The following is a 22,708-nucleotide window of genomic DNA, read 5'->3' as shown; positions in this document are numbered from 1 at the left end:
GAAACTACAGTTATGGCTAAGAATATGCAGCCTATCGCAAAGCGCTGCCGCGCTCTGGGCATTTCTCCTGCTGTTATGGGTTATGCGAAGAAGAACACCAATCGCAATCCTGGCGGCCAGATGAGAAAGAAGAAGAGTGAGTACGCTCTTCAGTTGGCCGAAAAGCAGAAGGTCAAGTTCGTCTACGGCATCATGGAGCGTCAGTTCCGTTCCTACTACGAGAAGGCCAGCCGCATGCCCGGCAAGACCGGTGAGAACCTGCTGGTTCTGGTAGAGCGCCGTCTGGACAACGTGGTGTACCGCCTGGGCTTCGCCGCTACCCGTCGTGAGGCTCGTCAGCTGGTGAGCCACGCTCACTTCACCGTGAACGGCAAGAAGGTTAACATTCCTTCTTACCTGGTGAAGGCTGGCGACGTGGTGGAGGTTGCCTCCGCCAGCCGCTCTTCCGTGAAGTTCAGCAAGCTGACCGGCGAGGACGCCCCCGTGGTTGCCCTGCCCCAGTGGCTGGATCGTGAGAAGAACTCTCTGAAGGGCACTGTTACCAAGCTGCCCGTTCGCGAGAATATCGACCTGCCGGTTGAGGAACACCTGATCGTTGAGTTGTACTCCAAGTAATAAGCTCAGCGCATAGGGAAAGCGAACAACAAAGGCCGGCCAAACGCGTTTTGGCCGGCCCACCAAGGAGGGTTTTACTATGATGGAGATTGAACGCCCCAGAATCGATACCACCAGCCTGTCTCCGGACGGCCGCTACGGCAAGTTCGTCGTTGAGCCTCTGGAGCGCGGTTTTGGTACCACCTTGGGCAATAGCTTACGGCGTGTCCTGCTTTCGTCGCTTCCCGGCGTTGCCGTCACCAGCGTAAAGATCGATGGCGTAGTCCACGAGTTCAGCACCATTCCCGGCGTGAAAGAAGACGTGACCGAGATCGTGCTGAACCTGAAGGGCATCGCCGCCAAGCTCTACGCCGACGGACCTGTCACCGTGCGCATCGAGGCGTCCGGTGAGGGGGAGGTTACTGCTGGCAGCATCAAGCCCAGCGATGAGATCGAGGTGCTCAACCCCGAATGGCACATCGCCACCCTGGAAGAGAACGGCAAGCTCGTAATGGAGCTGACCTTCGACAAGGGCCGCGGTTATGTGCCGGCAGAGCGTAACAAGCAGGCTGTGCTGGAAAAGAACGACCTGAATGTTCTGCCCATCGACAGCATCTACACCCCCGTTCTGAAAGTCAACTACACGGTGGAAAACACCCGCGTTGGCCAGATCACCGACTATGACAAGCTGACTCTGGAAGTTTGGACCGACGGCACCATCAACGCCAAAGAGGCTGTTAGCCTGGCGGCCCGCGTGCTGACCGAGCACCTGAACCTGTTTGTCAACCTGTCGGAAGAGGCCATGGGCGCTGAGATCATGGTGGAGAAGGACGATAAGGGCAAGGAGAAGGCTCTGGAGATGACCATCGAAGAGCTGGATCTGAGCGTGCGCTCCTTCAATTGCCTGAAGCGTGCCGGCATCAACACCGTGGAAGACTTGATCAACAAGTCCGAGGACGAAATGATGAAAGTTCGGAACCTCGGCCGCAAAAGCCTGGAAGAAGTCATGGCAAAGCTGGACTCCCTGGGCTTCACACTTACCAAAGACGACGAGTAATTACTGCAAAGGAGTGAAACGGGATGCCCGGTACCAGAAAACTCGGCCGGACCAGCGATCACCGCAACGCTATGCTGCGCGCTATGGTCACCTACCTGTTTGAAAACGGCAAAATCGAGACCACCGTTACCCGCGCCAAGGAAGTTCGTTCCATGGCGGAGAAGATGGTGACCCTGGGTAAGAAGGAAGATCTGCATTCCAAGCGTCAGGTCTTCTCCTACATTACCAAGGAGACCGTTGCCAAGAAAGTCATCGATGAGTACGGCCCCAAGTACGCCGACCGCAACGGCGGCTACACCCGCATCATCAAGATCGGCGCCCGCCGCGGCGATGCCGCCGAGATGGCGATCATCGAGCTGGTTTAATCAAAGCCTGCGATCCCTGCCCCGTAACGGGCAGGGATTTTTTGCTGTTTTTCGGGAATTGGTTCGCAGTTGGAAAATCCAGAAGCAGCCCCTGAATTTCACAGTAAAGAAGCCGCCGAAAATATTGACGGAACGCCCCGCGATGCCTATAATAAAAGTTGTTGTTTTTACCGCCCCTGGTTGCGGCCGGAAAAGCCGCGCACGGTACGGGGCGATCCCATTGGCAAAGGAGCGAATTGACCCATGAAACCCTTGATCCTGCAATCCGACTTCGGCCTGGCAGACGGCGCGGTGAGCGCCATGTACGGCGTGGCCGAGGGCGTGTGCGACAGCCTGCGCGTATATGATCTGACCCATGACATTCCCCAGTATGATATCTGGGAAGCCAGCTACCGGCTGATCCAGACGGTGCAGTACTGGCCTGAGGGCAGCGTATTCGTAAGCGTGGTGGACCCGGGCGTGGGCAGCGACCGGCGCAGCATTGTTGCCAAGACCAGCGGCGGGCATTACATCGTCACCCCGGACAACGGCACCCTGACCCACATCAAGCGGATGAGCGGCATTGTGGAGGCCCGTGTGATCGACGAGATCGTCAACCGCCTGCCCAATTCCGGCGAGAGCTACACCTTCCATGGCCGTGACATCTACGCCTTCACCGGCGCGCGGCTGGCTTCCGGCGTGATCCGCTGGGAAGAGGTGGGCCCGGCCATCGATCCGGCCAGCATTGTGGAGCTCCCGGTGGTGGATGCCGTATTGGACGGCGATGTGGTGAGCGGCACCATCGACGTGCTGGACGTTCGTTTCGGCAGCCTGTGGACCAACATCCCCCGCACTCTGTTCGCGGCGCTGAACATTGAGCACGGCCAGCGGGTGGAGATCACCATCAGCAACGATACCCGCGTGCTGTATAAAAACATTATGGTATACGCCAAGAGCTTTGCGGATGTGTACGTAGGTGAGCCTCTGCTGTATGTGAACAGCCTGGACAACCTGGCTGTGGCCATCAACCAGGGCAGCTTCGCCCGGGCTTACAACATCGGCACCGGCACTTCCTGGCGCATCAGCGTGCGCAAAGCACCCCGCATGATCTACGAATAAGGTCCGCCCGGGCCGGTTTAGGGAATTCTTGCGTGCCCCCGGCCCGTGATCCATACAAGAAAAAGTGAGGGAATCGTCATGAAAAAAATGTCTGTAAAAACTGTTGTCGCCATCGGTATTGGCGCAGCTTTGTTCTTTGTGCTGGGCAAGATCTCCATTCCTACCCCGGTACCCAACACCTATGTGAGCCTGCAGTACGCCATCCAGGCGGTATTCGCTGGTCTGTTCGGCCCCATCGCCGGCCTGGTGATCGGCCTGATCGGCCATGCTCTGGTGGACTTCACCGCTTATGGTCCCTGGTGGAGCTGGATCATCGCTTCCGGCGTGTTCGGCCTGCTGACCGGTCTGTTCCTGGGCAAGCTGGATCTGGAGAGCGGCGAGTTCGGCAAAAAGCAGATCATCCTGTTCAACGTTTCTCAGCTGATCGCCCATGTGGTCTGCTGGGGTGTAGTGGCTCCTGTTCTGGACATCGTGATCTACAACGAGCCCATTGAGAAGCTGTTTGCCCAGGGCCTGACCGCCGGTATCGTGAACGCCATCACCACTGGCGTGGTAGGCACCATCCTGCTGGTTGCCTACGCCAAGACCCGCACCAAGAAGGGCTCCCTGAACAAGGATTGATCCATCGGCCTGGTTGGCCTTGATCCCGAACAAAAGCGGGGCCTTCCGGCAAAATGCGCCGAAAGCCCCGCTTTTTCTTTGAACTGTCTGCTTTAAAACGCAGGCGAACTTTCCCGGGGGAATGCCCCCCTTTCAACACCGCCGCCTCATCTTCCGGTGCGCGGGAAGAGCAACGAAAACGGAGGAACCGCCGTGGCACAGCCCATTATTGAATTCAAGAATTTTGGCTTCCAGTACGACGCCCAGGCAGAACCCACATTGCACAACATCGACCTGGCCATCCAGCCGGGGGAGCGGGTGCTGATTGCAGGCCCGTCCGGCAGCGGCAAGAGCACCATCGCCAGCTGCATCAACGGATTGATCCCCTTCAGCTATCCGGGGAGCTGCACCGGCAGCCTGTTGGTGGATGGAGTGGACGCGCCCCATGCCAGCATCTTTGAACTGTCCAAGCACGTGGGCACGGTTCTGCAGGACCCGGACGGCCAGTTCATCGGCCTGACCGTGGGCGAGGACATTGCCTTTGCACTGGAAAACCAGTGCGTTGCCCAGCCGGAGATGAAAAAGACCGTGGAGCGGGTGGCCCGCCTGGTGGATGTGGATACCCTGCTGGAGCAGGAGCCCCACGCCCTGAGCGGCGGCCAGAAGCAGCGGGTGAGCCTAGCCGGTGTAATGGTGGACGATGTAAAAGTCCTGCTGTTCGACGAGCCGCTGGCCAACCTGGACCCGGCTGCCGGCAAGCAGACCATCGAGCTGATCGACCAGGTACAGCAGAAGACCGGGGCCACGGTGATCATCATCGAGCACCGGCTGGAGGATGTGCTCTGGCGCAGCGTGGACCGGATCGTGCTCATGGGTGAGGGCCGTATTCTGGCGGACACCACCCCGGAAGCTCTGCTGGCCGGAAATCAGCTGACGGAAAACGGCATCCGGGAGCCGCTGTATATCACGGCGCTGAAGTATGCAGGTGTGTCGCTGGAGGCGGAGAAAGAACCTGCCCATGTGGACACACTGCGCCTCACCGAGCAGGACAAGGCGGCGGTCCGCGCCTGGTACCAGCAGACGGTGGTCCGGCCGCAGGCTCCTGCCACTGCTCCGCTGCTGGAGGTGAAAGACCTGTGCTTCGGCTACAGCGAGGGCGTGACCAACCTGCGGGATGTGAGCTTCACCCTGAACGAAGGCGAAATGGTGAGCATCGTGGGCCGGAACGGCGCGGGCAAGAGCACTCTTGCCAAGCTGATCTGCGGCTTTGAAACGCCCCGCAGCGGCAGCATCTGGCTGAACGGGCGGAACCTGGAGGGGGACACCATCAAGGAGCGGGCCGCACACATCGGTTACGTGATGCAGAACCCCAACCAGATGATCAGCCAAAGCCTGATTTTTGACGAGGTGGCGCTGGGTCTGCGCACCGCGAAGCTGCCGGAGGACGAAGTGGAGCGCCGGGTGAATGAGGCGCTCACCATCTGTGGTCTGTATCGCTTCCGGAAATGGCCGGTATCCGCTCTGTCCTTTGGACAGAAAAAGCGGGTGACCATTGCCAGCGTGCTGGTAATGCAGCCCAAGGTGCTGATCCTGGATGAGCCCACCGCCGGTCAGGATTTCCGCCATTACACCGAGATCATGGAATTTCTGCGCAGCTTGAATCAGAAGGGCTACACGGTGATCATGGTCACCCACGACATGCACCTGATGCTGGAGTACACCAGCCGGGCGCTGGTATTCAGCCAGAGCCGGATGATCGGCGATCTGCCCCCCGCAGAGCTTCTGTGTGACAGTGCTCTGGTGGAGCAGGCCGCTTTGAAGGAGACCAGTCTCTTTACGCTGGCCCAGAAGTGCGGCATCCAGCCGCCGGAGGCCTTTGTGCAGCATTTTATCGACTACGACCGGGAGGTACGCGACAAGTGGCAAACAGTTTGATCCTTTCCTATCTGCCCCGGGGCAGCGTGGTGCATAAGCTTACCGGCACCACCAAGCTGATCGTGTTCCTGCTGTTCAGCGTGGCCACCATGGTTACCTACGACACCCGGGCGCTGGTGGTCTTTCTGGTGATGAGCCTGGCCATCTTCAAGATCAGCCGGGTGCGTTACCGGGACGTGAAGCTCATTTTGTGGATGGCATTTGTCTTCCTCTTGCTGAACAACCTGTTCGTTTATCTGTTCAAGCCGGAATACGGCGTGGAAATCTACCAGAGCCGCACCCTGCTGGTGCAGCTGATCGGGCCCTATACCTTTACGGCACAGCAGCTGTTTTACCACCTGAACATGACGCTGAAGGTGGTTGTGGTCATCCCGCTGGCCCTGGTGTTCATTCTCTGCACCGATCCCAGCGAGTTTGCCGCCAGCCTGGCCAGCATCGGTGTGAGTTACCGCATCGGCTACGCGGTGGCCCTGGCGTTGCGGTATATCCCGGATGTGCAGCGGGATTACCATAACATCAACCAGGCCCAGCAGGCCCGTGGTGTGGATATTTCCGGCAAGGATAAGCTGATGGACCGGCTCAGGGGCAGCGCAAACATCCTGCTTCCGCTGATCCTGGGCAGCCTGAACCGGATCGAGGTCATTTCCAATGCCATGGAGCTGCGGGGCTTCGGCAAAAACAAGCGCCGCACCTGGTATGCGAAACGGCCTTTTGCCACCCGGGACTGGGTGGTGCTGATTCTGGGCGCAGTGATCGCCATTGGCTCGCTGATCTTCACCTTCTGGGACGGCAGCCGCTATTACAACCCGTTTATTTGAATGAAAACACCCGGCTTTTCTGGAAGAAATTCCGTGAAGGCCGGGTGTTTTGCGTAGGAAAAATAAAAAATTGGGCACAATACCGAGGATCAAAGAAAAAGTTTGGTTATTTTGATAGGGAAATAACGAGCGAAAATCGGACAAAAAACACCCTGTAGCCGGTCAAAGGGGAGCATTTTTGGCAGAAAAATTGGGCAAAACGCCTAATTTTGACGCACGGAAAAAGAGAAGGCCGGGCAAGCCGCAGAAAATGACGAAAAGCGGAGAATTGCCGAGCATAAAAGTAAATTTTATGTTAATATTAAGTTGAACGATGTCTGCCCGAACCGGGCAAAACAACCATTTAACAACGTAAGGAGCGTTTAACGATGTATCAATCCAACGGTACAGAGATCCTCATGGCAAGCAACGGCGTTGCTGAACTCGGTCTGATCGCCACTCCCGGCGCCCAGGAGCTGACCGCCCTGATCGATCGCCATCTGGTGGCTTGGGCCCGTGAAAAGGGCGTGGACCGCGAGACCTTCATCATCCCCAGCGAGTGCCCCCGCTTTTCTTCCGGCGACGGCAAAGGCGTAATCCGCGAGAGCGTGCGCGGCGACGACCTGTACTTTGTGGTGGATGTGGGCAACTACAGCTGCAAGTACAAGATGTTCGGCAACGAGAACTGCATGAGCCCGGATGATCACTACCAGGATCTGAAGCGCCTGATCCAGGCTGCTTCCGGCAAGGCCCGCCGCATCACCGTCATCATGCCTCTGCTCTACGGCAGCCGCCAGCATCGCCGCTCCTACCGGGAAAGCCTGGACTGCGCCTACGCGCTGCAGGAGCTGCACAGCATGGGCGTTGAGAACATCATCACCTTCGATGCTCACGACCCCCGCGTTTCCAACGCGGTGCCCCTGATGGGTATGGACAACGTGATGCCCACCTACCAGGTGCTCAAGACCATGTTCAAGTGCATCGAGGACTTCAAGCCCACCCGTGACAACTTCATGGTGATCAGCCCCGACGAAGGTGCCATCAACCGGAACATGTACTACTCCAGCGTGCTGGCTGTAAACCTGGGCATGTTCTACAAGCGCCGTGACTACTCCCGTATTGTGAACGGCCGCAACCCCATCGTTGCTCACGAGTACCTGGGTGAGAGCGTGGAAGGCAAGGATGTGTTCATCGCCGACGATATCATCTCCTCCGGCGAGAGCATGCTGGACATCGGCTACGAGCTGAAGAAGCGCGGCGCCAAGCGGATCTTCTGCTACGCCACCTATGCGATTTACACCAACGGTCTGGCTGAGTTCGACAAGGCCTACCAGGAGGGCATCATCTCCGGCGTGTTCGGTACTAACCTGACCTACCGCACCCCCGAGCTGCTCAGCCGCGAGTGGTTCCATGAGGTGGATGTGTCCAAGTACATCGCTCATTTCGTTGACGCCATCAATCACGACATGAGCATCGGCGATATCATCGATCCTCACAGCAAGATCGACGCCCTGCTGAAGCGTTACAACGTGAAATAAGAAAACGCTTTTATACGAAAAGTAAAACAGCGCCCCGGCGATTCAAAAGCCGGGGCGCTGTTTTTGTATGCAAAATTACTTCAGCTTGGCGAACTGGTCAATGGCGGTTTGCAGCTGGGCGATCACCTGGTCGGTGTCCTCGCCGCTGCGCACACAGTGTTCCAGATGTTCGGTGAGAATCAGCTTTGCCACCTGAGTGATGGCGCTGTTCACGCTGGAAAGCTGGGTCAGCAGGTCGCCGCAGGGGCGTCCCTCGTTCACCATCTCCCGAATGCCGTTCAGCTGGCCGCTGATGCGGGCAAGGCGGCGGTTCACGTCGGCGGAATGTTGGCAGTGCGTGCAGTGCATAGCGGGTCCTCCTTTGGGTTGGGAAAAATTAAAAATGGGGATGCGGGGCAGCATCCCGCGGCAATTTAGGAAATAGAACACCCGGCGCAGCCGGAAAATGGGCCTGCCGGGTGTACGAGCCGGAGAAAAATAAATCGAATTAACTGCCTGTATAGGTCGCCCAGGTGAGATCAAGCACGGGGCCAAAGGGATCAAACACCACATGGTCCACACCCTGTGCCATCACCAGGGCCTGGTCCTGGTACCAGAGGGGCGAGATGGCTCCGCCGGCCAGTAAGGTCTGCTCGGCCTGGGCGATCTGTTCAGCGCTGGTGTCCAGCTGTCCGGACAGCTGGCTGACCTGGCTGTCGAAGGAGGCGGACTGCCAACCGGTGAGCGCACCGCCGGTGAACTGCTGCAAAAAAGCTGCGCTGTCCGCGCTGGAGGGGGAGAAGGGCAGCAGGGCGATTTGATAATCGCCGCTGGCAACGGTACTTTTTAGTTCATCCAAAGGCATGGCCTTCAGCGTGAAGTAGGCGGAGAATGCGCCCAGCTCCTTCTGCCATTGCTGGCTGACCTGTTCGATCAGGGTCTGATAGGTCGAGCCCTCCGGATACAGCACCTGAATACCGGAGAACTGCTGCAGTCCGGCTTCGCTCAAACCGGTCCGGCAGAGCTCCTTCACATCGCTCACAGTGGGCATCTGGCTTCCCACCGCATCCCGGTATCCGGAACCGTTCACCTGGATGGCGGGGGGGATCAGTCCGTCCGCGGCGGAAAAACCGGTGGGCAGCTGTTCGATGCCCGTGGCACTGGCGCCCAGAGCCAGCCGCACGCTTTGCGGGGCCAGCTGTTCGTCCTTACAGTTGAAAACAAGAGCCCAGGTGGTGGCGGTATAGGGGATGGAGGGCAGGCTCCCGGCGGCGGATGCCTCGTCAATGGCGGCGGTCACATCCCCGGCAGCCACGGCGGCCGCGCCGGTGGCTGGGATTTGCTCCTGAGCCACCGAGGTGCCGGAGGCGGGCTGCGGCGTGGGGGTGGCCTGGGTGGTGGTGTCCAGCACGATGCGCAGGCTGATGATCAGGCTGCTGCTGGCACTGCGGCGCAGGAACAGGCCGTTTTCGTTCCAGTTATACAGATAGAAATACCCGTTGGCCAGCGTGGTGGCGGCGCTCAGACCGTAAGCCCCGGCGCTGTGTTCAAAAAATTCCTCGTTGCAGGGCATGGCGCCCGGTTGGGCCAGCTTTTCCAGAAATGCCGGGTCGGGGCTGCTCAGCTGGTAAACTACCGTGCGCTCGTCCGGTGCGCTCACACCCAGGGCGCCGCTGCCGTCGGCTCCCTTCAGGTTGGAGTACAGGTCCCGATAGGGACTGGAGGTTTCATCCCGGAATACTCGCTCCATGCCGAACACAAAATCCGCTGCGGTGAGGGGATATTCCTTCTCGTGCTTTTTGAGTTTGGTGTAGGCCAGGCCGTCCTTTAAGGTAAAGGTATAGGTCAGGCCGTCATCGCTCACCGTGTAGCTTTCCGCGCAGTCCAGTACAGCCTCGCCGTTTTCGTCGATACGGGTGAGGCCCCGGTACAGGTTGGTCACGGCGATGCGCTCGGGGCTTTCCTGAGCGATCTGGGGGTCCAGATTGGCGGGCACGTGATCCACACGCCAGGTGAAGCTGGCTCCGCCGGAGCCACAGCCGGTGAGAACTCCGGCTGTCAGGAGCAGGCAGAGCAACAGGCAGAGAATACGATGAAATCTCATGGAAAAGGTCCTTTCGGTAAACGGCCGGATGGGCCGGTAATGGTGAAAAAATGCCGGAAAGCATACATATCTAGCTTATCAAAAAACGCGGTAAAATACAAACCCGCACCGGGATAAATGACGCAAAATCCGTAAATAAAGCGTAAATTTTGTCGGTTGTCTGCCGGTTTTGCCGCCAAATGGCCGAAATGCCCGGTAAGGCCGGGGGATTTGGTTGCGCGGGCGGCCAAAAGTGACTATAATAGCAACAGACCATTTTGATCACACCAATCCAAAGAAATCAAGTTCCATCAAAGGGAAAAGGGGTTTTGCAATATGCAGAAGGATCAGCAGCGGCTGGCCGAATTCATCAAGGGAAAAAAGGTGGCCTTCATCGGTGCCGGTGTAAGCCACAAAACACTGATCGGGCAGTTCTGCGCCATGGGAGCGCAGGTGACGCTGTGCGATAAAAAACAGCTGGCGGACTTCGGCGACTATGCCGGCACTCTGAACCAGCTGGGCGTGAACTTGAGCCTGGGCGAGGATTACCTGAACGGCCTGGCCGGGCAGGATATCATTATGCGCACGCCGGGCTTCGAATACTATACGCCTGCTTTGCAGGCAGCGAAGGCGGCGGGAAGCCTGGTGACCAGTGAAATGGAGCTGTTCTTCGAGTACTGCCCCTGCGAGATCACCGCGGTCACCGGTTCGGACGGCAAGACCACCACCACCAGCCTGATTGCCGCCATGTTCGAGGCGGCGGGCCGTACCGTGCATCTGGGCGGCAACATCGGTCGGGCCCTGCTGCCCATCCTGGACCAGATCGACCCGGCGGACGAGGCCGTGGTGGAGCTTTCCAGCTTCCAGCTGATCAGCATGCGCCGCAGCCCCAAGGTTGCGGTGGTCACCAACGTGACCCCCAACCATCTGGATCACCATAAGGATATGCAGGAGTATGTGGATGCCAAGCGTAACATCCTGCTCTGGCAGGACGAGAGCTGCCGCGCGGTGCTGGGCTACGAGAACGAGATCACCCGGGGCATGCAGGCGGACTGCAAGGGCACCCAGTGCTGGTTTACCCGCCTGCGGGAAACCGACAACGGCGCGTTCCTGCGCCAGGACGGCATGCTCTGCATGGCGGAAAACGGCGCGGTGACCCCCATCCTGCACAAGGACGAGATCAAGCTGCGGGGTGTGCATAACATCGAGAACCTGCTGGCAGCATGTGCCGCCGTGTGGGGCCGCGTGCCGGTGGAAGCCATGGCCAAGGTGGGCTCCAGCTTCACCGGCGTGGAGCATCGCATCGAGCCGGTGCGCCTGCTGGACGGCGTGCAGTGGTACAACGACTCCATCGCTTCCAGCCCCACCCGCACCATCGCGGGCCTGCGCAGCTTCGACCAGAAGATCATCATTATCGCCGGTGGCTATGACAAGAAGATTCCCTACGAGCCGCTGGCTCCCGAGATCCTGGCCCATGTGAAGGTGCTGGTGCTCATGGGCCAGACCGGTCCCAAGATCGAGGCAGCAGTGCGCGCCTGCCCCGGCTTTGCAGAGAGTGGCCTGGTCATCGAGCACGCCGAGGATATGGCCGAGGCGGTGCAGCTGGCCCGCAAGAACGCAAAGCCCGGCGATGTGGTCAGCCTGTCGCCCGCATCCGCAAGCTTTGATCTGTACCCCAACTTTGAGGTGCGTGGCCGCCACTTCAAGGAACTGGTGAACGCGCTGTGATCTGCGCGGTCAATTCCGCACAGACCCGGCGGCGCTTTACAGCCGCACTGGCCGATCCCCGGGCCGCAGGCGTAGCCTGCCAGCTGGGAGCAAGCGAGATGGTGTTCGGACCGCTGCCCGGCTCCGGCTGGCAGTTTTATACCAGCGGTGAGGGGGAGACCCCCTTTGCGCTGGGCGTCCGCGGACAAACCGCTCTTCTGGCCGGCCCGGCGGATGCTGAAGAGCTGGCCGGTTTTTTGGGGTTTCTGGGTGTGTGCCGGCTGCGCGCCGCCGGAATGGCTCCGGAGGGCTGGACGCTTCGGAGACGGTATTCCCGAATGCTTCTGCCCGTCGGGGAACAGCTGCCCCGGCGGGAACTGCCCGCAGCTTTTGTGCTGCAGGAACATCCTGCTGTGAGCCAGGTGACCGAGTTCCTCTGCCAGGGCGAAAGCCTGAGCGGAGATCAGCAGACCCGCGACTGTTTTTACAGCGAGACCTGTACCCTGGTGAACCACGGCCGGGCGCTGCTCTGGGCGGCACGAAGCCGGACCGGGGAGATCGCCGCCACGGCGGGAGTCTATGCCATCTGGAATAAGACCGCCTATCTGGCTGGAGTGGAAACCAGGCAGGATGCCCGGGGCAATGGCCTGGCAGGCGCACTGGTGACCGGGCTGGCCAATCAGCTGGCGGAGCAGGGGATTTTGGTGGAGCTGCTGTGTCTGCCTGCTTTAGAGGAATTCTACCGGCGGCTGGGATTTGTCAAACAGGGCGAAGTGAGCAGCTACAGCCCTCAGCCGGATTTGAACTGAAAAGAGCTGCCTGTTATCAATACGAGAAAAGAGGATATTATCATACATGATCGAGCAATTTTTTGATGTGAGCCCCCGTTTTCAGGAGCTGGACGCCCGCGCTATGGAGCTGTGCCGCCCCGAGTTCGAGAAAATCGACGCCATCCGCGATTACAATCAGGTGAAGATGCTGAAGGCCTTCACGGATAACCGTGTGGCCGCCACCCACATGATGGGCAGCACCGGTTACGGCTATGACGATGCGGGCCGGGACCGTCTGGATCAGGTGTTCGCCCAGGTGGTGGGCGCGGAGGACGCGCTCTGCCGTCCCCATTTTCTGTCCGGTACCCATGCGCTGACTGTGGCGCTGTTCGGTCTGCTGCGGGCGGGCGACACCCTGCTGGCCGCCACCGGCCGTCCCTATGACACTCTGGAGGGTGTGATCGGCATTGGTGATGCGGGCAAGGGCTGCGGTACCCTGGCGGAATACGGCGTGAAATACGACGAAGCTCCCCTGCAGAACGGTCAGCCGGATTATGAGCTGATTGCCGAAAAGGCGAAGAACGCCACCGTCTGCCATATCCAGCGCAGCCGCGGATATTCCAGCCGTGCCGCCTTTGACCTGGCCACCATCGAAAAGGTGATTCGCACCGCCAAGCAGGCCAATCCCAACGTGGTGGTCATGGTGGACAACTGCTACGGTGAGTTCACCCAGACCGCAGAACCCACCAGTGTGGGGGCGGACCTGATCGTGGGCAGCCTGATCAAGAACCCCGGCGGCGGCATCGCGCCCACCGGCGGCTATGTGGCGGGCCGGGCTGATCTGGTAGAAAAGTGCGCCCACCGGCTCACAGCCCCCGGCACCGGCCGGGAGCTGGGCTGCACCTTGGACAGCCTGCGTCAGCTGTACTTGGGCCTGTACTATGCCCCCGGTGTAACTGCCGAGGCCATCAAGACCAGCATCTACGCCAGCTGCCTGCTGGACCTGCTGGGCAAGAATCCTCTGCCCAAGTACACCGACCCCCGCAACGACATCATCACCAGCTTTGAGACCGGCGACCCGGCGGCCATGGTGGCCTTCTGTCAGGGAATCCAGGCAGGCAGCCCGGTGGACAGCTTCGCTGCGCCGGAGCCCTACGCCATGCCCGGCTATACCAGCGAGGTGATCATGGCGGCGGGTGCCTTCACCAACGGCAGCAGCATCGAGCTCAGCTGCGACGGTCCCATGCGCCCGCCCTACACCGTTTACCTGCAGGGCGGTTTGAACTTTGCCGCCAGCCGTGCCGGTGTGCTGCTGGCCGCTCAGCGTGCATTTGACGGCCAATAAGAAAAATCATTCTGAACATAGCCCCATATCGTTCGATATGGGGCTTTTTTGTACTTTGTTTTGTACGATCAGCACTGTGCATTCTTACGAAAAAATTGATACAATTTTGTAAGAACTGCAATATTTATGAAAGAAAAGAAGGCAAGCTGAACAGAATTCATAAAATAATCAGAAATTCCGAAATGAAACTGGCGAACTTGTTTGTTTGTGAAATATTGCTAAAAAACTGACAAAGTTTTTTCCTCTGAATAAGCAAAAATGTGAAAATTCCCACGCTTGCACTTTGTGATTGATTTGTGTATAATGCCTTGGTGCCCTATTGCAAAGAGAGAGTTTTAAATAAGTAGGAGGAATCAACGAAATGTCTTATGATTTTTTGTGGCAGATCGCTCTGATCCTGGTAAGCACTAAGATTTGCGGCCTGATCACCCGCCGCTTCCAGATGCCCCAGGTGGTAGGCGCTCTGCTTGCAGGTTTGCTGCTGGGTCCCGCCGTGTTCGGCCTGCTGCCCAGCGACAGCGAGATGATCAAGCAGCTGGCGGAGCTGGGCGTGATCGTGATCATGTTCTCTGCCGGTATGGAGACCGACATCCGCGACCTGAAAAACGCGGGTAAGTCCGGCTTCCTGGTGGCGATGCTGGGCGTTCTGGTGCCGCTGCTGGGCGGTGCGGGTCTGGCTGCCTGGCTGGCTCCCACCGAGAACATGCTGCAGAACTTCTTTATCGGTACCGTTTTGACTGCTACCTCCGTGAGCATCACGGTGGAGGCCCTGCGTGAGATGGGCCGCCTGCAGAGCCGGGTGGGCAACACCATCCTGGCCGCTGCCATCATTGACGATATCCTGGGCATCATCGCCCTGACCATCATGACCAGCCTGGGCGGCGGCGGCGAGAGCATTGCCGTAGTGCTGCTGAAGATCGTTCTGTTCCTGGTGGTCTGCTGCTTCGTGTATGTGGTCGGCCTGAAGGCTCTGGACTGGTACATCGAGCGTGCCGGCCGTCGCGATCTGCGGCGCTTCCCCATTGCGGCCTTCGTGGTCTGCCTGATGATGGCCTGGATTGCCGAGCACTTCTTCGGCGTGGCCGATATCACCGGCGCCTTTGCGGCTGGCCTGATGATCGGCGCCACCAAGAAGGCGGGCTACATCGCCTCCAAGTTTGAGCCGGTGCAGTACCTGTTCCTGGCCCCCGTGTTCTTCGCCAGCATCGGTATGACCGTAGTGCTGCCCGCCATGAACACTCAGATCGTGATCTTCAGTGTTCTGCTGGTGGTGGTTGCGGTTCTGTCCAAGTGGCTGGGCTGTGGCGCGGGCGCCAAGATGTGCGGCTTTACCACCCGTGAGTGCAACCAGATCGGTCTGGGCATGGTATGCCGTGGCGAGGTTGCGCTGATCGTTGCCAACAAGGGCGCGGAAGTGGGCCTGATGCCGGACGCTCTGTTCGGACCCGTGATCATCATGGTTATCATCAGCACCATTCTGACCCCGATCCTGCTGAAGCTGGCCTACCGCGGCGAGGACGATCTGCAGCTGGAGGAGAGCCCGCTGGAGAACCGCAGCGAGGCGCTGGAACAGCTGGATATCGTTACCGATCAGCTGCTCACCCGCGAACAGGAGATCAAGGAAAAGAACCAGAAGCATTGATGTGCTTGCATGTGCGGGCCCTGCAAAAGGGCCCGCACATATTTTTTGAAAAAAATAGAAAAAAGGCTTGCATTCTTTTTTGAGTTGTGTTATATTATTAAAGTCGCCGAACGAAAGGGCGGCAAGATAATCCTCCTTAGCTCAGTCGGTAGAGCATGCGGCTGTTAACCGCAGGGTCGTTGGTTCGAGCCCAACAGGGGGAGCCAGAAAAAAGCGCATCGGATAACCGGTGCGCTTTTTCTTTTGCAAAGCGCCAACGACCCTGTGCGTTCACAGCCGCAAGAGCTGGCGGGGTGCAGCAAAGCAAAACTGAACGCACAAACAAAACGGCGCGGGGCGGCTGTTAACTGCGCCGGAGCCGAGCGCGCCCAGTGGGCGATGCAGCGAGGCGGAGGCGGGCCCGGAAACAGAGGGATGTGCCGCGGGCAAAGGCCCGTGGTGTAGCGCGACAATTTCCGGGCTCGGAATGGTCGTTGGTTCGGTCTGTAGCTGCTTGCATTCATGCGTATCGAGCAACCGGTGCGCTTTTTCTTTTGCAAAGCGCCAACGACCCTGTGCGTTCACAGCCGCAAGAGCTGGCGGGGTGCAGCAAAGCAAAACCGAACGCACAAACAAAACGGCGCGGGGCGGCTGTTAACTGCGCCGGAGCCGAGCGCGCCCAGTGGGCGATGCAGCGCGACAATTTCCGGGCTCGGAATGGTCGTTGGTTCGGTCTGTACATACTCACATTCATGCGTATCGGGTGACCGGTGCGTTTTTTCTTTTATAAACGATAACAGCTGCAAAAGCTGTACAAGCGGCAAATATCGTGACTTTACACCGGGTTTGTGATAAAGTAGAAGGGTAGAACGATTTGTCAAAAGGAGGCGCCCGCCATGGAATCCGCGCTGAAAACCAAATACAAACTGGCCAATGCCCTGAAGGAGCTGGTGGACCGCGAACCTCTGGATAAGATCACTGTCAAGCAGATCGTGGAGGGCTGCGGCGTGAGCCGTCAGACCTTCTACCGCTGCTTTCTGGATAAATACGATTTGGTAAACTGGTATTTTGAGCGGCTGGTGGAGCAGTCCTTTAAAGAAATGGGCGTAAGCCTTACCCTGCGGGAAGGGCTGCTCAACAAGTTCCGCTTCATCAAGGCGGAGCAGAGCTTTTTCGCCTGTGCCTTCGGCAGCCATGATGCCAACTCGCTGATGGCCTATGACTACGAATACATCCATCGCTTTTACAGCGAGATCATCACCCGCAAGACCGGCGCGCCCCTGACCGAGGATGTGGCCTTCCTGCTGGAGATGTATTGCCGCGCCTCCATTCAGATGACCGCCAGCTGGGCGGTGAGCGGCATGAAGCGCAGCCCGGAGCAGATGGTGGAACTGCTGATCGAGGCGATGCCCCAGCGGCTGGAGCTGCTTTTGCGGGATCTGCATCCGGAAGCCTGAACTGCGCCTTTCTGGCCTTTTTGATAAAATTATGAAATGTGACACTGGGATTCATGTGTAACTTGTAAACAGGAAAATCACGTTGTTATAATAATAACAGTGAAACGCTTCCCGCCGGATTGCAGCGAGAGAAGCGTCCCGGTTTTACTTTCATAACAAAAAGGAGAGGTTTACCCATGGCTAACCGCATTGTTCTGAACACCATTTCCTATCATGGCAAGGGCGCCATCGAGAACATCGTTCCCGAGCTGACCGCCCGCGGCTACAAGAAGGCTTTTGTTTGCTCTGACCCCGATCTGGTCAAGTTCGGCGTGACCAAGAAGGTCACCGACCTGCTGGACGCTGCCGGCTTCGCTTACGAAGTTTACAGCGAGATCAAGCCCAACCCCACCATTGAGAACGTACAGCACGGCGTTGAGGCCTTCAAGGCTTCCGGCGCGGACTGCATCGTGACCATCGGCGGCGGTTCTTCCATGGATACCGCCAAGGCTGTTGGCATCATCATCAACAACCCCGAATTTGCCGACGTGCGCAGCCTGGAGGGCGTTGCTCCCACCAAGAAGCATGCCGTGTTCACCATCGCTGTTCCCACCACTGCCGGTACCGCTGCCGAGGTTACCATCAACTACGTCATCACCGACGTGGAGAAGAAGCGCAAGTTCGTCTGCGTGGACACCAACGACATCCCCGAGATTGCCGTGGTTGATCCCGACATGATGAGCAGCATGCCCAAGGGCCTGACCGCTGCCACCGGTATGGACGCCCTGACCCACGCTATCGAGGGCTACATCACCAAGGGCGCTTGGGAGATGACCGATATGTTCCACCTGAAGGCCATCGAGCTGATCTCCAAGCACCTGCGCGGCGCTGTTGAGAACACTCCCGAGGGCCGTGAGGGCATGGCTCTGGCGCAGTACATCGCCGGTCAGGGCTTCTCCAACGTGGGCCTGGGCATCGTTCACAGCATGGCTCACAGCTTGGGCGCTGTTTACGACACCCCCCACGGTGTTGCCAACGCCATCCTGCTGCCCACCGTGATGGAGTACAACGCTCCCGCTACCGGTGAGAAGTACCGCGACATTGCCAAGGCCATGGGCGTGGAAGGCACCGAGACCATGACCAAGAAAGAGTACATCAAGGCCGCTGTGGACGCTGTGAAGAAGCTCTCCGCCGACGTGGGCATCCCCGCTGACCTGAAGGAGATCGTGAAGGAAGAGGACGTACAGTTCCTGTCTGAGTCCGCTTTCGCCGATGCCTGCCGCCCCGGCAACCCCCGCGACACCAGCGTGGAGGAGATCGCTGCTCTGTACCGCAGCCTGCTGTAAGCAGCCAACTGAATCGAATTTTTGTGCGCCCCGAGCCAAGCTTGGGGCGCACTTTTTTGCATGTGTGCAAAACAATTGACGTTTTGCGGAAGATTGTATAAAATGGTAACGAAATCAGACAAAAGGGGAAAGGTGTGTTGAGTAATGCGGCGGGTGAACATTCGGGATGTGGCAAAAGCGGCGGGGGTATCGGTGGCAACGGTGTCCAAGGCGCTGAACGGCTATCCGGACGTGAACCCCGAGACCCGCACACGGATTCAGGAGGTTGCCAACCAGCTGAACTATGTTGCGGATACCAACGCCCGCAACATGGGCGGCAAGGTGGAGACCACCACCATCGCCCTGCTGGTGAGCGATTTGCGCCCCGAGGACCCCAGCGGTTTTGTGTTTGGCATTCTGAGCGGCGTTCATTACATCTGCAAACGGCGGGGCTGCGACTTTATGCTGCTGGTCACCAGCCCGCAGGAGCAGCAGGAGACGCCGCTTTTGCAGCTGTGCCGGAAAAAAGGCGTGAACGGTTTGGTGGTCACCGGCTTCCGGCTGGATTCCCCCTATATGGTTCAGATGCGCCAGATGGATCTGCCCATCGCCCTGGTGGATATGGACGAGAAGGGGAACAACCTCTATAATGTTTCGGTGGACAACGTGGAGGCGGCCTGCCGGGCCACCGAGTTCCTGCTCAAAAAGGGCCATAAGAATATTGCCATGCTGAACGGCCAGCCGGAGGCGGTGGTTTCCCGCAAACGGTACGAGGGCTACCGGCTGGCTTTTCAGAAACAGGGCCTGGCGCCGAACCCGGATTATCTGCGCAGCTGCGATTTCGACGAGGGCAAGGCGCTGCAGGCCACACTGGAGCTGCTGGGCCGTCACCCGAAGATCACCGCTATCTTTGCCGCCAGCGACCTGATGGCCATCGGGGCCTGCCGGGCCATCAGCCAGCTGGGCCTGATTCCCGGCCGGGATGTGGATGTGATCGGCTTCGACGACATCCCCATTGCCAAATATCTGTTCGGCGGGATTACCACCGTTCAGCAGGACCCCTATCAGCTGGGCTGCATGGCGGGAGAGGCAGTCTGCCGTATGCTGCAGGGCAAGTCCACCGGCGAGCTGCCCAGCGTGGATTTCGACCTGGTGATCCGGAAAACGGCGATGCCCTGATCGCTGACGAAAATTTGGTCATTTCGAAACAAAACAAAATCGAAAATTGTGCAAAAGCGCCAAACGTCCATTGGGAAGTTTGGCGCTTTTATTATCTGGAAATCAGGGAGCAAGTATGATATTCTGTTCTCAACGAAAACGTTTTTGCAAACAAGCGTTCCGTCCGGCGCAAGGGCGGAGCGGGGGAGGTGCCGTTCGTGCGAAAGACAAGCATCCTGCTGCTGTGGGCGGTGTATGGCACGCTGTGCTGCGAGATCACCGGGGGAATGACCCTGGGCAAATACTGCGGCAAGATGTGTGTGCTGGACCGGGACGGCACCAAGCCTTCTATAATGTATCTTGGCCTGCGGGAGCTCACAAAGGCCATGTATCTGCAGCCGCTGGCGGGCCCGGTGCTGATGATCGTCTCGCTGGGCATGTATCTGGTGCGGGGCGTGACCCTGCACGATCTGATCGGCCGCACCCGGGTGGTGTACCTGGGGCAGGCAAAGCGCATCCGCGCAGAGCAGGAGGCACAGTATGAACGTGAACGGTGAAGAGTACCGCATCGATCCCACGTCGCCGCTGGCCACCACCGATCCGCTGCTGGTGGCCCTCTGCCTGGGGGCGGCGATCCTGCTGGCCTGGCTCTGCGCCAGGGCCTTCCGGCGCACCAATGATTTTGCAAAAAGCGTGCGGCTGTATCTGCCGCTGGGCGCGGCGGCGCTGGTGGGCTTCTGTCTGCTGGGGCTTCCGCTGCTGTTCAGTGCGGGATGTGTGCTGTGCGGTTTTGTGACCATGATGTGGTTTTCCAATTACTATTTTTATCACTAGCAAACAGGCTGCCAGGGCAGCCAAGGGGGAAAAAGTATGAGCAAAAATACCTTTATGGATTATTCTGCGGCAAAGGACTGGATTCTGGCCGAGAAGGACTTCAGCACCGAGCTGCTGGGCAAGTGCGAAGCGGTCATGTGCCAGGGCAACGGCTACATGGGTCTGCGCTGCGCCACCGAGGAGCAGTATCTGGGCGAGCAGCGCAACCTGTTCGTGGCCGGCACCTTCAATAAGTTTGACGAGAATGAAGTAACCGAGCTGCCCAACGCCGCCGATGTGCTGAACCTGACTCTGCGCATCAACGGCCAGCGGTTCGATCTGACCCAGGGCAAGATCCTGACTTACCATCGCTAGCTGAACCTGCGCACCGGCGAGATGGTCCGTTCCGTTCGCTGGCAGGCCCCGGCGGGCGAGGTGCTGGACCTGGAGTTCAAGCGCATCGTAAGCTTTGCCCGTCTGCATGTGATCGCCCAGAGCGTCACCATCCGGGCCGACCGGGATGTGAAGCTGGTGGTGGAGAGCGGCATCAACGGCCAGATGACCAACACTGGCAGCCAGCACTTCAGCGAGGGCGAGAAGCGCCTGTATGACGGTGCGGTGATGCAGTACACCCAGACCACCATCCAGAGCAAGATCGACTTCTTTTTCAACACCCGTCTGCGTTTCTTCAAGAACGGCACCGAGCAGCAGGAGAAGGGCTTTATCACCATGGACCGCCGCCGCATCGACATGCGCTACACCCTGGAGCTGGCCGCCGGTGAGGCGCTGACCATCGAGAAGATCAGCACCGTGCACACCAGCCGCGACAAGGACGCCGAGGGCGTGGACTTCAAGGAGATGCAGACCCGCACCCTGGCCCAGGCCGAGGAGGCTCAGGCCATGGGCTACCAGGCCCTGGCCGACGAGAGCGCCGCTGCCTGGAACGAGCGCGTTTGGGACCGTGTGGCCGTGACTGTGGAGTCCGAGGACGAGTTCGACGCTCTGGCTCTGCATTTCGCCCAGTATCATCTGTATGTGATGACCCCCGCCCATGACAACCGGATGAATGTGGGTGCGAAGGGCCTGTCCGGTGAGGCCTACAAGGGCCACACCTTCTGGGATACTGAAATGTTCATCCTGCCCTACTTCAACTTCACCGATCCCGCCATCGCCAAGAGCCTGGAGGAGTACCGCTATCTGTCCCTGCCCGGCGCCCACAAGAAGGCTGCTTCCAACAACTACAAGGGCGCTCAGTTTCCCTGGGAGGCTGCCTGGCTGGACGACGGCGAGGTGACTCCGGTATGGGGCGCGGCGGACATCGTGACCGGCCTGCCCACCAAGATCTGGTCCGGCTTCATCGAAGAGCACATCACCGCCGACGTGGTCTACGGCCTGTGGCAGTACTGCACCGTGGCTGGTGACCAGGAATTCATGGACAAGTCCGGCTATGAGCTGATGATGGACACTGCTATCTACTGGGTGAGCCGCATGACCGAGAAGGAAGACGGCAAGCTGCACATTCTGGACGTGGTGGGCCCCGACGAATACAAGGAGCATGTGGACGACAACGCCTTCACCAACTACATGGCGCACTGGAACATCAAGAAGGCCATCGAGTACCACGATCTGCTGAAGGTCGAAAAGCCCGAGCTGTTTGCCAAGCTGGACGCCAAGCTGGGCCTGGCCGAGGCCTATGCTCAGTGGACCGGCGCGCTGGACCGTATCTTCCTGCCCCAGCCCCATGAGGACGGCGTGATCCCGCAGAACGCCACCTACCTGCAGCTGAAGGACATCGACCTGACCAAGTACAAGAATCAGGACCACGTGGGCAGCCTGTTTGATGACTACAACCTGGAGCAGGTGAACCAGATCCAGGTGAGCAAGCAGGCGGATATCCTGCTGCTGTTCCTGCTGATGGAGGACCTGTTCGATCACAAGACCAAGCAGGCCAACTGGGACTACTACGAGCCCCGCACCCTGCACGATTCCAGCCTGTCTCTGTCCACCCACTGCATCCTGGCCAACGACCTGCACGACACCGAGCTGGCTTACCAGCTGTTCCGCCGTGCTGCTGCCATCGACGCAGGCCCGGATATGAAGTCCAGCAGCGCCGGTATCCATGCGGGCAGCGTGGCCGGCATCTGGCAGTGTGCCGTGTTCGGCTTCGGCGGTGTTCGTATGCTGGGCGGCAAGCTGCGCATCCGTCCCGCTCTGCCCAAGGCCTGGAGCCGTCTGGATTTCAGCCTGTACTGGCACGGTCAGAAGCTGCACGTGGTGCAGACCCCCGGCAGCGTGACCGTGGAGAACCTGACCGGCACCGCTCCCGTGGAGATGGAGCTGGTCGGCGAGCAGATCAGCCTGACCGATTCTGTGACCCGCAGCCTGTAAGTGGATTCTGTTAACGAAAACGGTTTTGAAAATCGTGGATATTGCCGAAAAAGGCCTGCGAAGTTTGGATAACCGTTCCATTGAATCAAAAACGTTTTA

The 22,708-nt window shown here is 58.9% G+C and carries 20 protein-coding genes, 1 tRNA gene and 1 pseudogene; 20 read left to right on the top strand and 2 right to left on the bottom strand.

From position 1 onward, the window contains the following. Window positions 1-12 precede the first annotated feature (12 nt). From rpsD to B5G03_RS02430, 8 genes are all read left to right on the top strand, one after another. Window positions 13-615: a 30S ribosomal protein S4 gene (rpsD, locus tag B5G03_RS02465; RefSeq protein ID WP_087180219.1), complete on the top strand. Its 603-nt coding sequence runs from the start codon at window positions 13-15 to the stop codon at window positions 613-615. Between the two features lie 79 nt (window positions 616-694). Continuing rightward, the gene (locus B5G03_RS02460; RefSeq protein WP_087180218.1) at window positions 695-1,651 is read left to right on the top strand and encodes a DNA-directed RNA polymerase subunit alpha; all 957 of its coding nucleotides are present in this window, start codon (window positions 695-697) and stop codon (window positions 1,649-1,651) included. Between the two features lie 23 nt (window positions 1,652-1,674). Continuing rightward, window positions 1,675-2,016 (top strand): 50S ribosomal protein L17, encoded by a 342-nt coding sequence (gene rplQ, locus B5G03_RS02455; RefSeq protein WP_058965276.1) that lies wholly within the window; start codon window positions 1,675-1,677, stop codon window positions 2,014-2,016. A 243-nt stretch (window positions 2,017-2,259) separates the two neighbouring features. Beyond that, window positions 2,260-3,114 (top strand): SAM hydrolase/SAM-dependent halogenase family protein, encoded by an 855-nt coding sequence (locus tag B5G03_RS02450; protein WP_087180217.1) that lies wholly within the window; start codon window positions 2,260-2,262, stop codon window positions 3,112-3,114. A gap of 78 nt (window positions 3,115-3,192) precedes the next feature. Further along, complete coding sequence (locus B5G03_RS02445) at window positions 3,193-3,735, top strand: ECF-type riboflavin transporter substrate-binding protein (RefSeq protein ID WP_087180216.1); 543 nt, start codon at window positions 3,193-3,195, stop codon at window positions 3,733-3,735. A 192-nt stretch (window positions 3,736-3,927) separates the two neighbouring features. Next, window positions 3,928-5,649: an ABC transporter ATP-binding protein gene (locus B5G03_RS02440; RefSeq protein WP_087180215.1), complete on the top strand. Its 1,722-nt coding sequence runs from the start codon at window positions 3,928-3,930 to the stop codon at window positions 5,647-5,649. Beyond that, the gene (locus tag B5G03_RS02435; RefSeq protein WP_087180214.1) at window positions 5,634-6,467 is read left to right on the top strand and encodes an energy-coupling factor transporter transmembrane component T family protein; all 834 of its coding nucleotides are present in this window, start codon (window positions 5,634-5,636) and stop codon (window positions 6,465-6,467) included. Before B5G03_RS02440 ends, B5G03_RS02435 begins: the two co-directional genes overlap by 16 nt. 368 nt (window positions 6,468-6,835) lie before the next feature. Continuing rightward, a complete protein-coding gene (locus B5G03_RS02430; protein ID WP_087180213.1) occupies window positions 6,836-7,984 on the top strand; it encodes a ribose-phosphate pyrophosphokinase in 1,149 nt (382 codons plus the stop codon). 75 nt (window positions 7,985-8,059) lie between these two features. Here B5G03_RS02430 and B5G03_RS17305 read toward each other — a convergent pair whose 3' ends face one another. Together B5G03_RS17305 and B5G03_RS02420 are read right to left on the bottom strand one after the other, a co-directional pair. After that, window positions 8,060-8,332, bottom strand: a complete 273-nt coding sequence (locus B5G03_RS17305; protein WP_162613313.1) for a metal-sensing transcriptional repressor — start codon at window positions 8,330-8,332, stop codon at window positions 8,060-8,062. A 139-nt stretch (window positions 8,333-8,471) separates the two neighbouring features. After that, entirely contained in the window at window positions 8,472-10,067 is a 1,596-nt protein-coding gene (locus B5G03_RS02420; RefSeq protein WP_087180211.1) for an ABC transporter substrate-binding protein, read from the bottom strand. 315 nt (window positions 10,068-10,382) lie between these two features. On the opposite strand from B5G03_RS02420, the gene murD reads away from it, so the two are divergent. The 12 genes and pseudogenes from murD to B5G03_RS02365 all read left to right on the top strand — a co-directional run bounded on the left by murD (window position 10,383) and on the right by B5G03_RS02365 (window position 22,609). Continuing rightward, window positions 10,383-11,774 carry a UDP-N-acetylmuramoyl-L-alanine--D-glutamate ligase gene (murD, locus tag B5G03_RS02415; protein ID WP_087180210.1) on the top strand — a complete coding sequence of 464 codons (1,392 nt, stop codon included), beginning with the start codon at window positions 10,383-10,385 and terminating at the stop codon, window positions 11,772-11,774. Then, on the top strand, window positions 11,771-12,562 hold the full coding sequence (locus B5G03_RS02410) for a GNAT family N-acetyltransferase (protein WP_087180209.1): 792 nt from the start codon (window positions 11,771-11,773) through the stop codon (window positions 12,560-12,562). The genes murD and B5G03_RS02410 overlap by 4 nt, the downstream gene beginning before the upstream one ends. A gap of 46 nt (window positions 12,563-12,608) precedes the next feature. After that, window positions 12,609-13,868: a methionine gamma-lyase family protein gene (locus B5G03_RS02405; RefSeq protein WP_087180208.1), complete on the top strand. Its 1,260-nt coding sequence runs from the start codon at window positions 12,609-12,611 to the stop codon at window positions 13,866-13,868. Between the two features lie 361 nt (window positions 13,869-14,229). Then, window positions 14,230-15,510: a cation:proton antiporter gene (locus B5G03_RS02400; RefSeq protein ID WP_087180207.1), complete on the top strand. Its 1,281-nt coding sequence runs from the start codon at window positions 14,230-14,232 to the stop codon at window positions 15,508-15,510. 130 nt (window positions 15,511-15,640) lie between these two features. After that, window positions 15,641-15,716 (top strand) — tRNA-Asn (locus B5G03_RS02395). A 669-nt stretch (window positions 15,717-16,385) separates the two neighbouring features. Beyond that, window positions 16,386-16,946, top strand: coding sequence for a TetR/AcrR family transcriptional regulator C-terminal domain-containing protein (locus tag B5G03_RS02390; protein WP_087180206.1), 561 nt, complete (start codon window positions 16,386-16,388; stop codon window positions 16,944-16,946). Window positions 16,947-17,122: 176 nt separating this feature from the next. Next, the gene (gene fucO, locus B5G03_RS02385; protein WP_087180205.1) at window positions 17,123-18,271 is read left to right on the top strand and encodes a lactaldehyde reductase; all 1,149 of its coding nucleotides are present in this window, start codon (window positions 17,123-17,125) and stop codon (window positions 18,269-18,271) included. 144 nt (window positions 18,272-18,415) lie between these two features. Further along, on the top strand, window positions 18,416-19,429 hold the full coding sequence (locus B5G03_RS02380; RefSeq protein ID WP_087180204.1) for a LacI family DNA-binding transcriptional regulator: 1,014 nt from the start codon (window positions 18,416-18,418) through the stop codon (window positions 19,427-19,429). Between the two features lie 197 nt (window positions 19,430-19,626). After that, window positions 19,627-19,965 carry an RDD family protein gene (locus tag B5G03_RS02375; RefSeq protein WP_162613312.1) on the top strand — a complete coding sequence of 113 codons (339 nt, stop codon included), beginning with the start codon at window positions 19,627-19,629 and terminating at the stop codon, window positions 19,963-19,965. Continuing rightward, the gene (locus B5G03_RS02370; protein ID WP_087180202.1) at window positions 19,949-20,242 is read left to right on the top strand and encodes a hypothetical protein; all 294 of its coding nucleotides are present in this window, start codon (window positions 19,949-19,951) and stop codon (window positions 20,240-20,242) included. Before B5G03_RS02375 ends, B5G03_RS02370 begins: the two co-directional genes overlap by 17 nt. Before the next feature lie 36 nt (window positions 20,243-20,278). Further along, window positions 20,279-21,034: pseudogene (locus B5G03_RS17765) on the top strand (glycoside hydrolase family 65 protein); the annotation flags it as partial. A 45-nt stretch (window positions 21,035-21,079) separates the two neighbouring features. Further along, complete coding sequence (locus B5G03_RS02365) at window positions 21,080-22,609, top strand: glycosyl hydrolase family 65 domain-containing protein (RefSeq protein WP_343286887.1); 1,530 nt, start codon at window positions 21,080-21,082, stop codon at window positions 22,607-22,609. The last annotated feature ends 99 nt before the right edge of the window (window positions 22,610-22,708 follow it).

Source organism: Gemmiger sp. An50 (assembly GCF_002161595.1).
In the GTDB taxonomy this organism is placed as follows: Bacteria; Bacillota; Clostridia; order Oscillospirales; family Ruminococcaceae; genus Allofournierella.
This window is presented reverse-complemented; position numbering and strand designations above follow the sequence as displayed.

Bases quoted from the DNA above. Each gene is read 5' to 3' on its own strand.
- rpsD (WP_087180219.1), top strand. From the start codon at position 13: ATGGCTAAGAATATGCAGCCTATCGCAAAGCGCTGCCGCGCTCTGGGC.
- B5G03_RS02460 (WP_087180218.1), top strand. From the start codon at position 695: ATGATGGAGATTGAACGCCCCAGAATCGATACCACCAGCCTGTCTCCG.
- rplQ (WP_058965276.1), top strand. From the start codon at position 1,675: ATGCCCGGTACCAGAAAACTCGGCCGGACCAGCGATCACCGCAACGCT.
- B5G03_RS02450 (WP_087180217.1), top strand. From the start codon at position 2,260: ATGAAACCCTTGATCCTGCAATCCGACTTCGGCCTGGCAGACGGCGCG.
- B5G03_RS02445 (WP_087180216.1), top strand. From the start codon at position 3,193: ATGAAAAAAATGTCTGTAAAAACTGTTGTCGCCATCGGTATTGGCGCA.
- B5G03_RS02430 (WP_087180213.1), top strand. From the start codon at position 6,836: ATGTATCAATCCAACGGTACAGAGATCCTCATGGCAAGCAACGGCGTT.
- B5G03_RS17305 (WP_162613313.1), bottom strand. From the start codon at position 8,332: ATGCACTGCACGCACTGCCAACATTCCGCCGACGTGAACCGCCGCCTT.
- B5G03_RS02420 (WP_087180211.1), bottom strand. From the start codon at position 10,067: ATGAGATTTCATCGTATTCTCTGCCTGTTGCTCTGCCTGCTCCTGACA.
- murD (WP_087180210.1), top strand. From the start codon at position 10,383: ATGCAGAAGGATCAGCAGCGGCTGGCCGAATTCATCAAGGGAAAAAAG.
- B5G03_RS02405 (WP_087180208.1), top strand. From the start codon at position 12,609: ATGATCGAGCAATTTTTTGATGTGAGCCCCCGTTTTCAGGAGCTGGAC.
- B5G03_RS02400 (WP_087180207.1), top strand. From the start codon at position 14,230: ATGTCTTATGATTTTTTGTGGCAGATCGCTCTGATCCTGGTAAGCACT.
- B5G03_RS02390 (WP_087180206.1), top strand. From the start codon at position 16,386: ATGGAATCCGCGCTGAAAACCAAATACAAACTGGCCAATGCCCTGAAG.
- fucO (WP_087180205.1), top strand. From the start codon at position 17,123: ATGGCTAACCGCATTGTTCTGAACACCATTTCCTATCATGGCAAGGGC.
- B5G03_RS02380 (WP_087180204.1), top strand. From the start codon at position 18,416: ATGCGGCGGGTGAACATTCGGGATGTGGCAAAAGCGGCGGGGGTATCG.
- B5G03_RS02370 (WP_087180202.1), top strand. From the start codon at position 19,949: ATGAACGTGAACGGTGAAGAGTACCGCATCGATCCCACGTCGCCGCTG.
- B5G03_RS02365 (WP_343286887.1), top strand. From the start codon at position 21,080: ATGCAGACCCGCACCCTGGCCCAGGCCGAGGAGGCTCAGGCCATGGGC.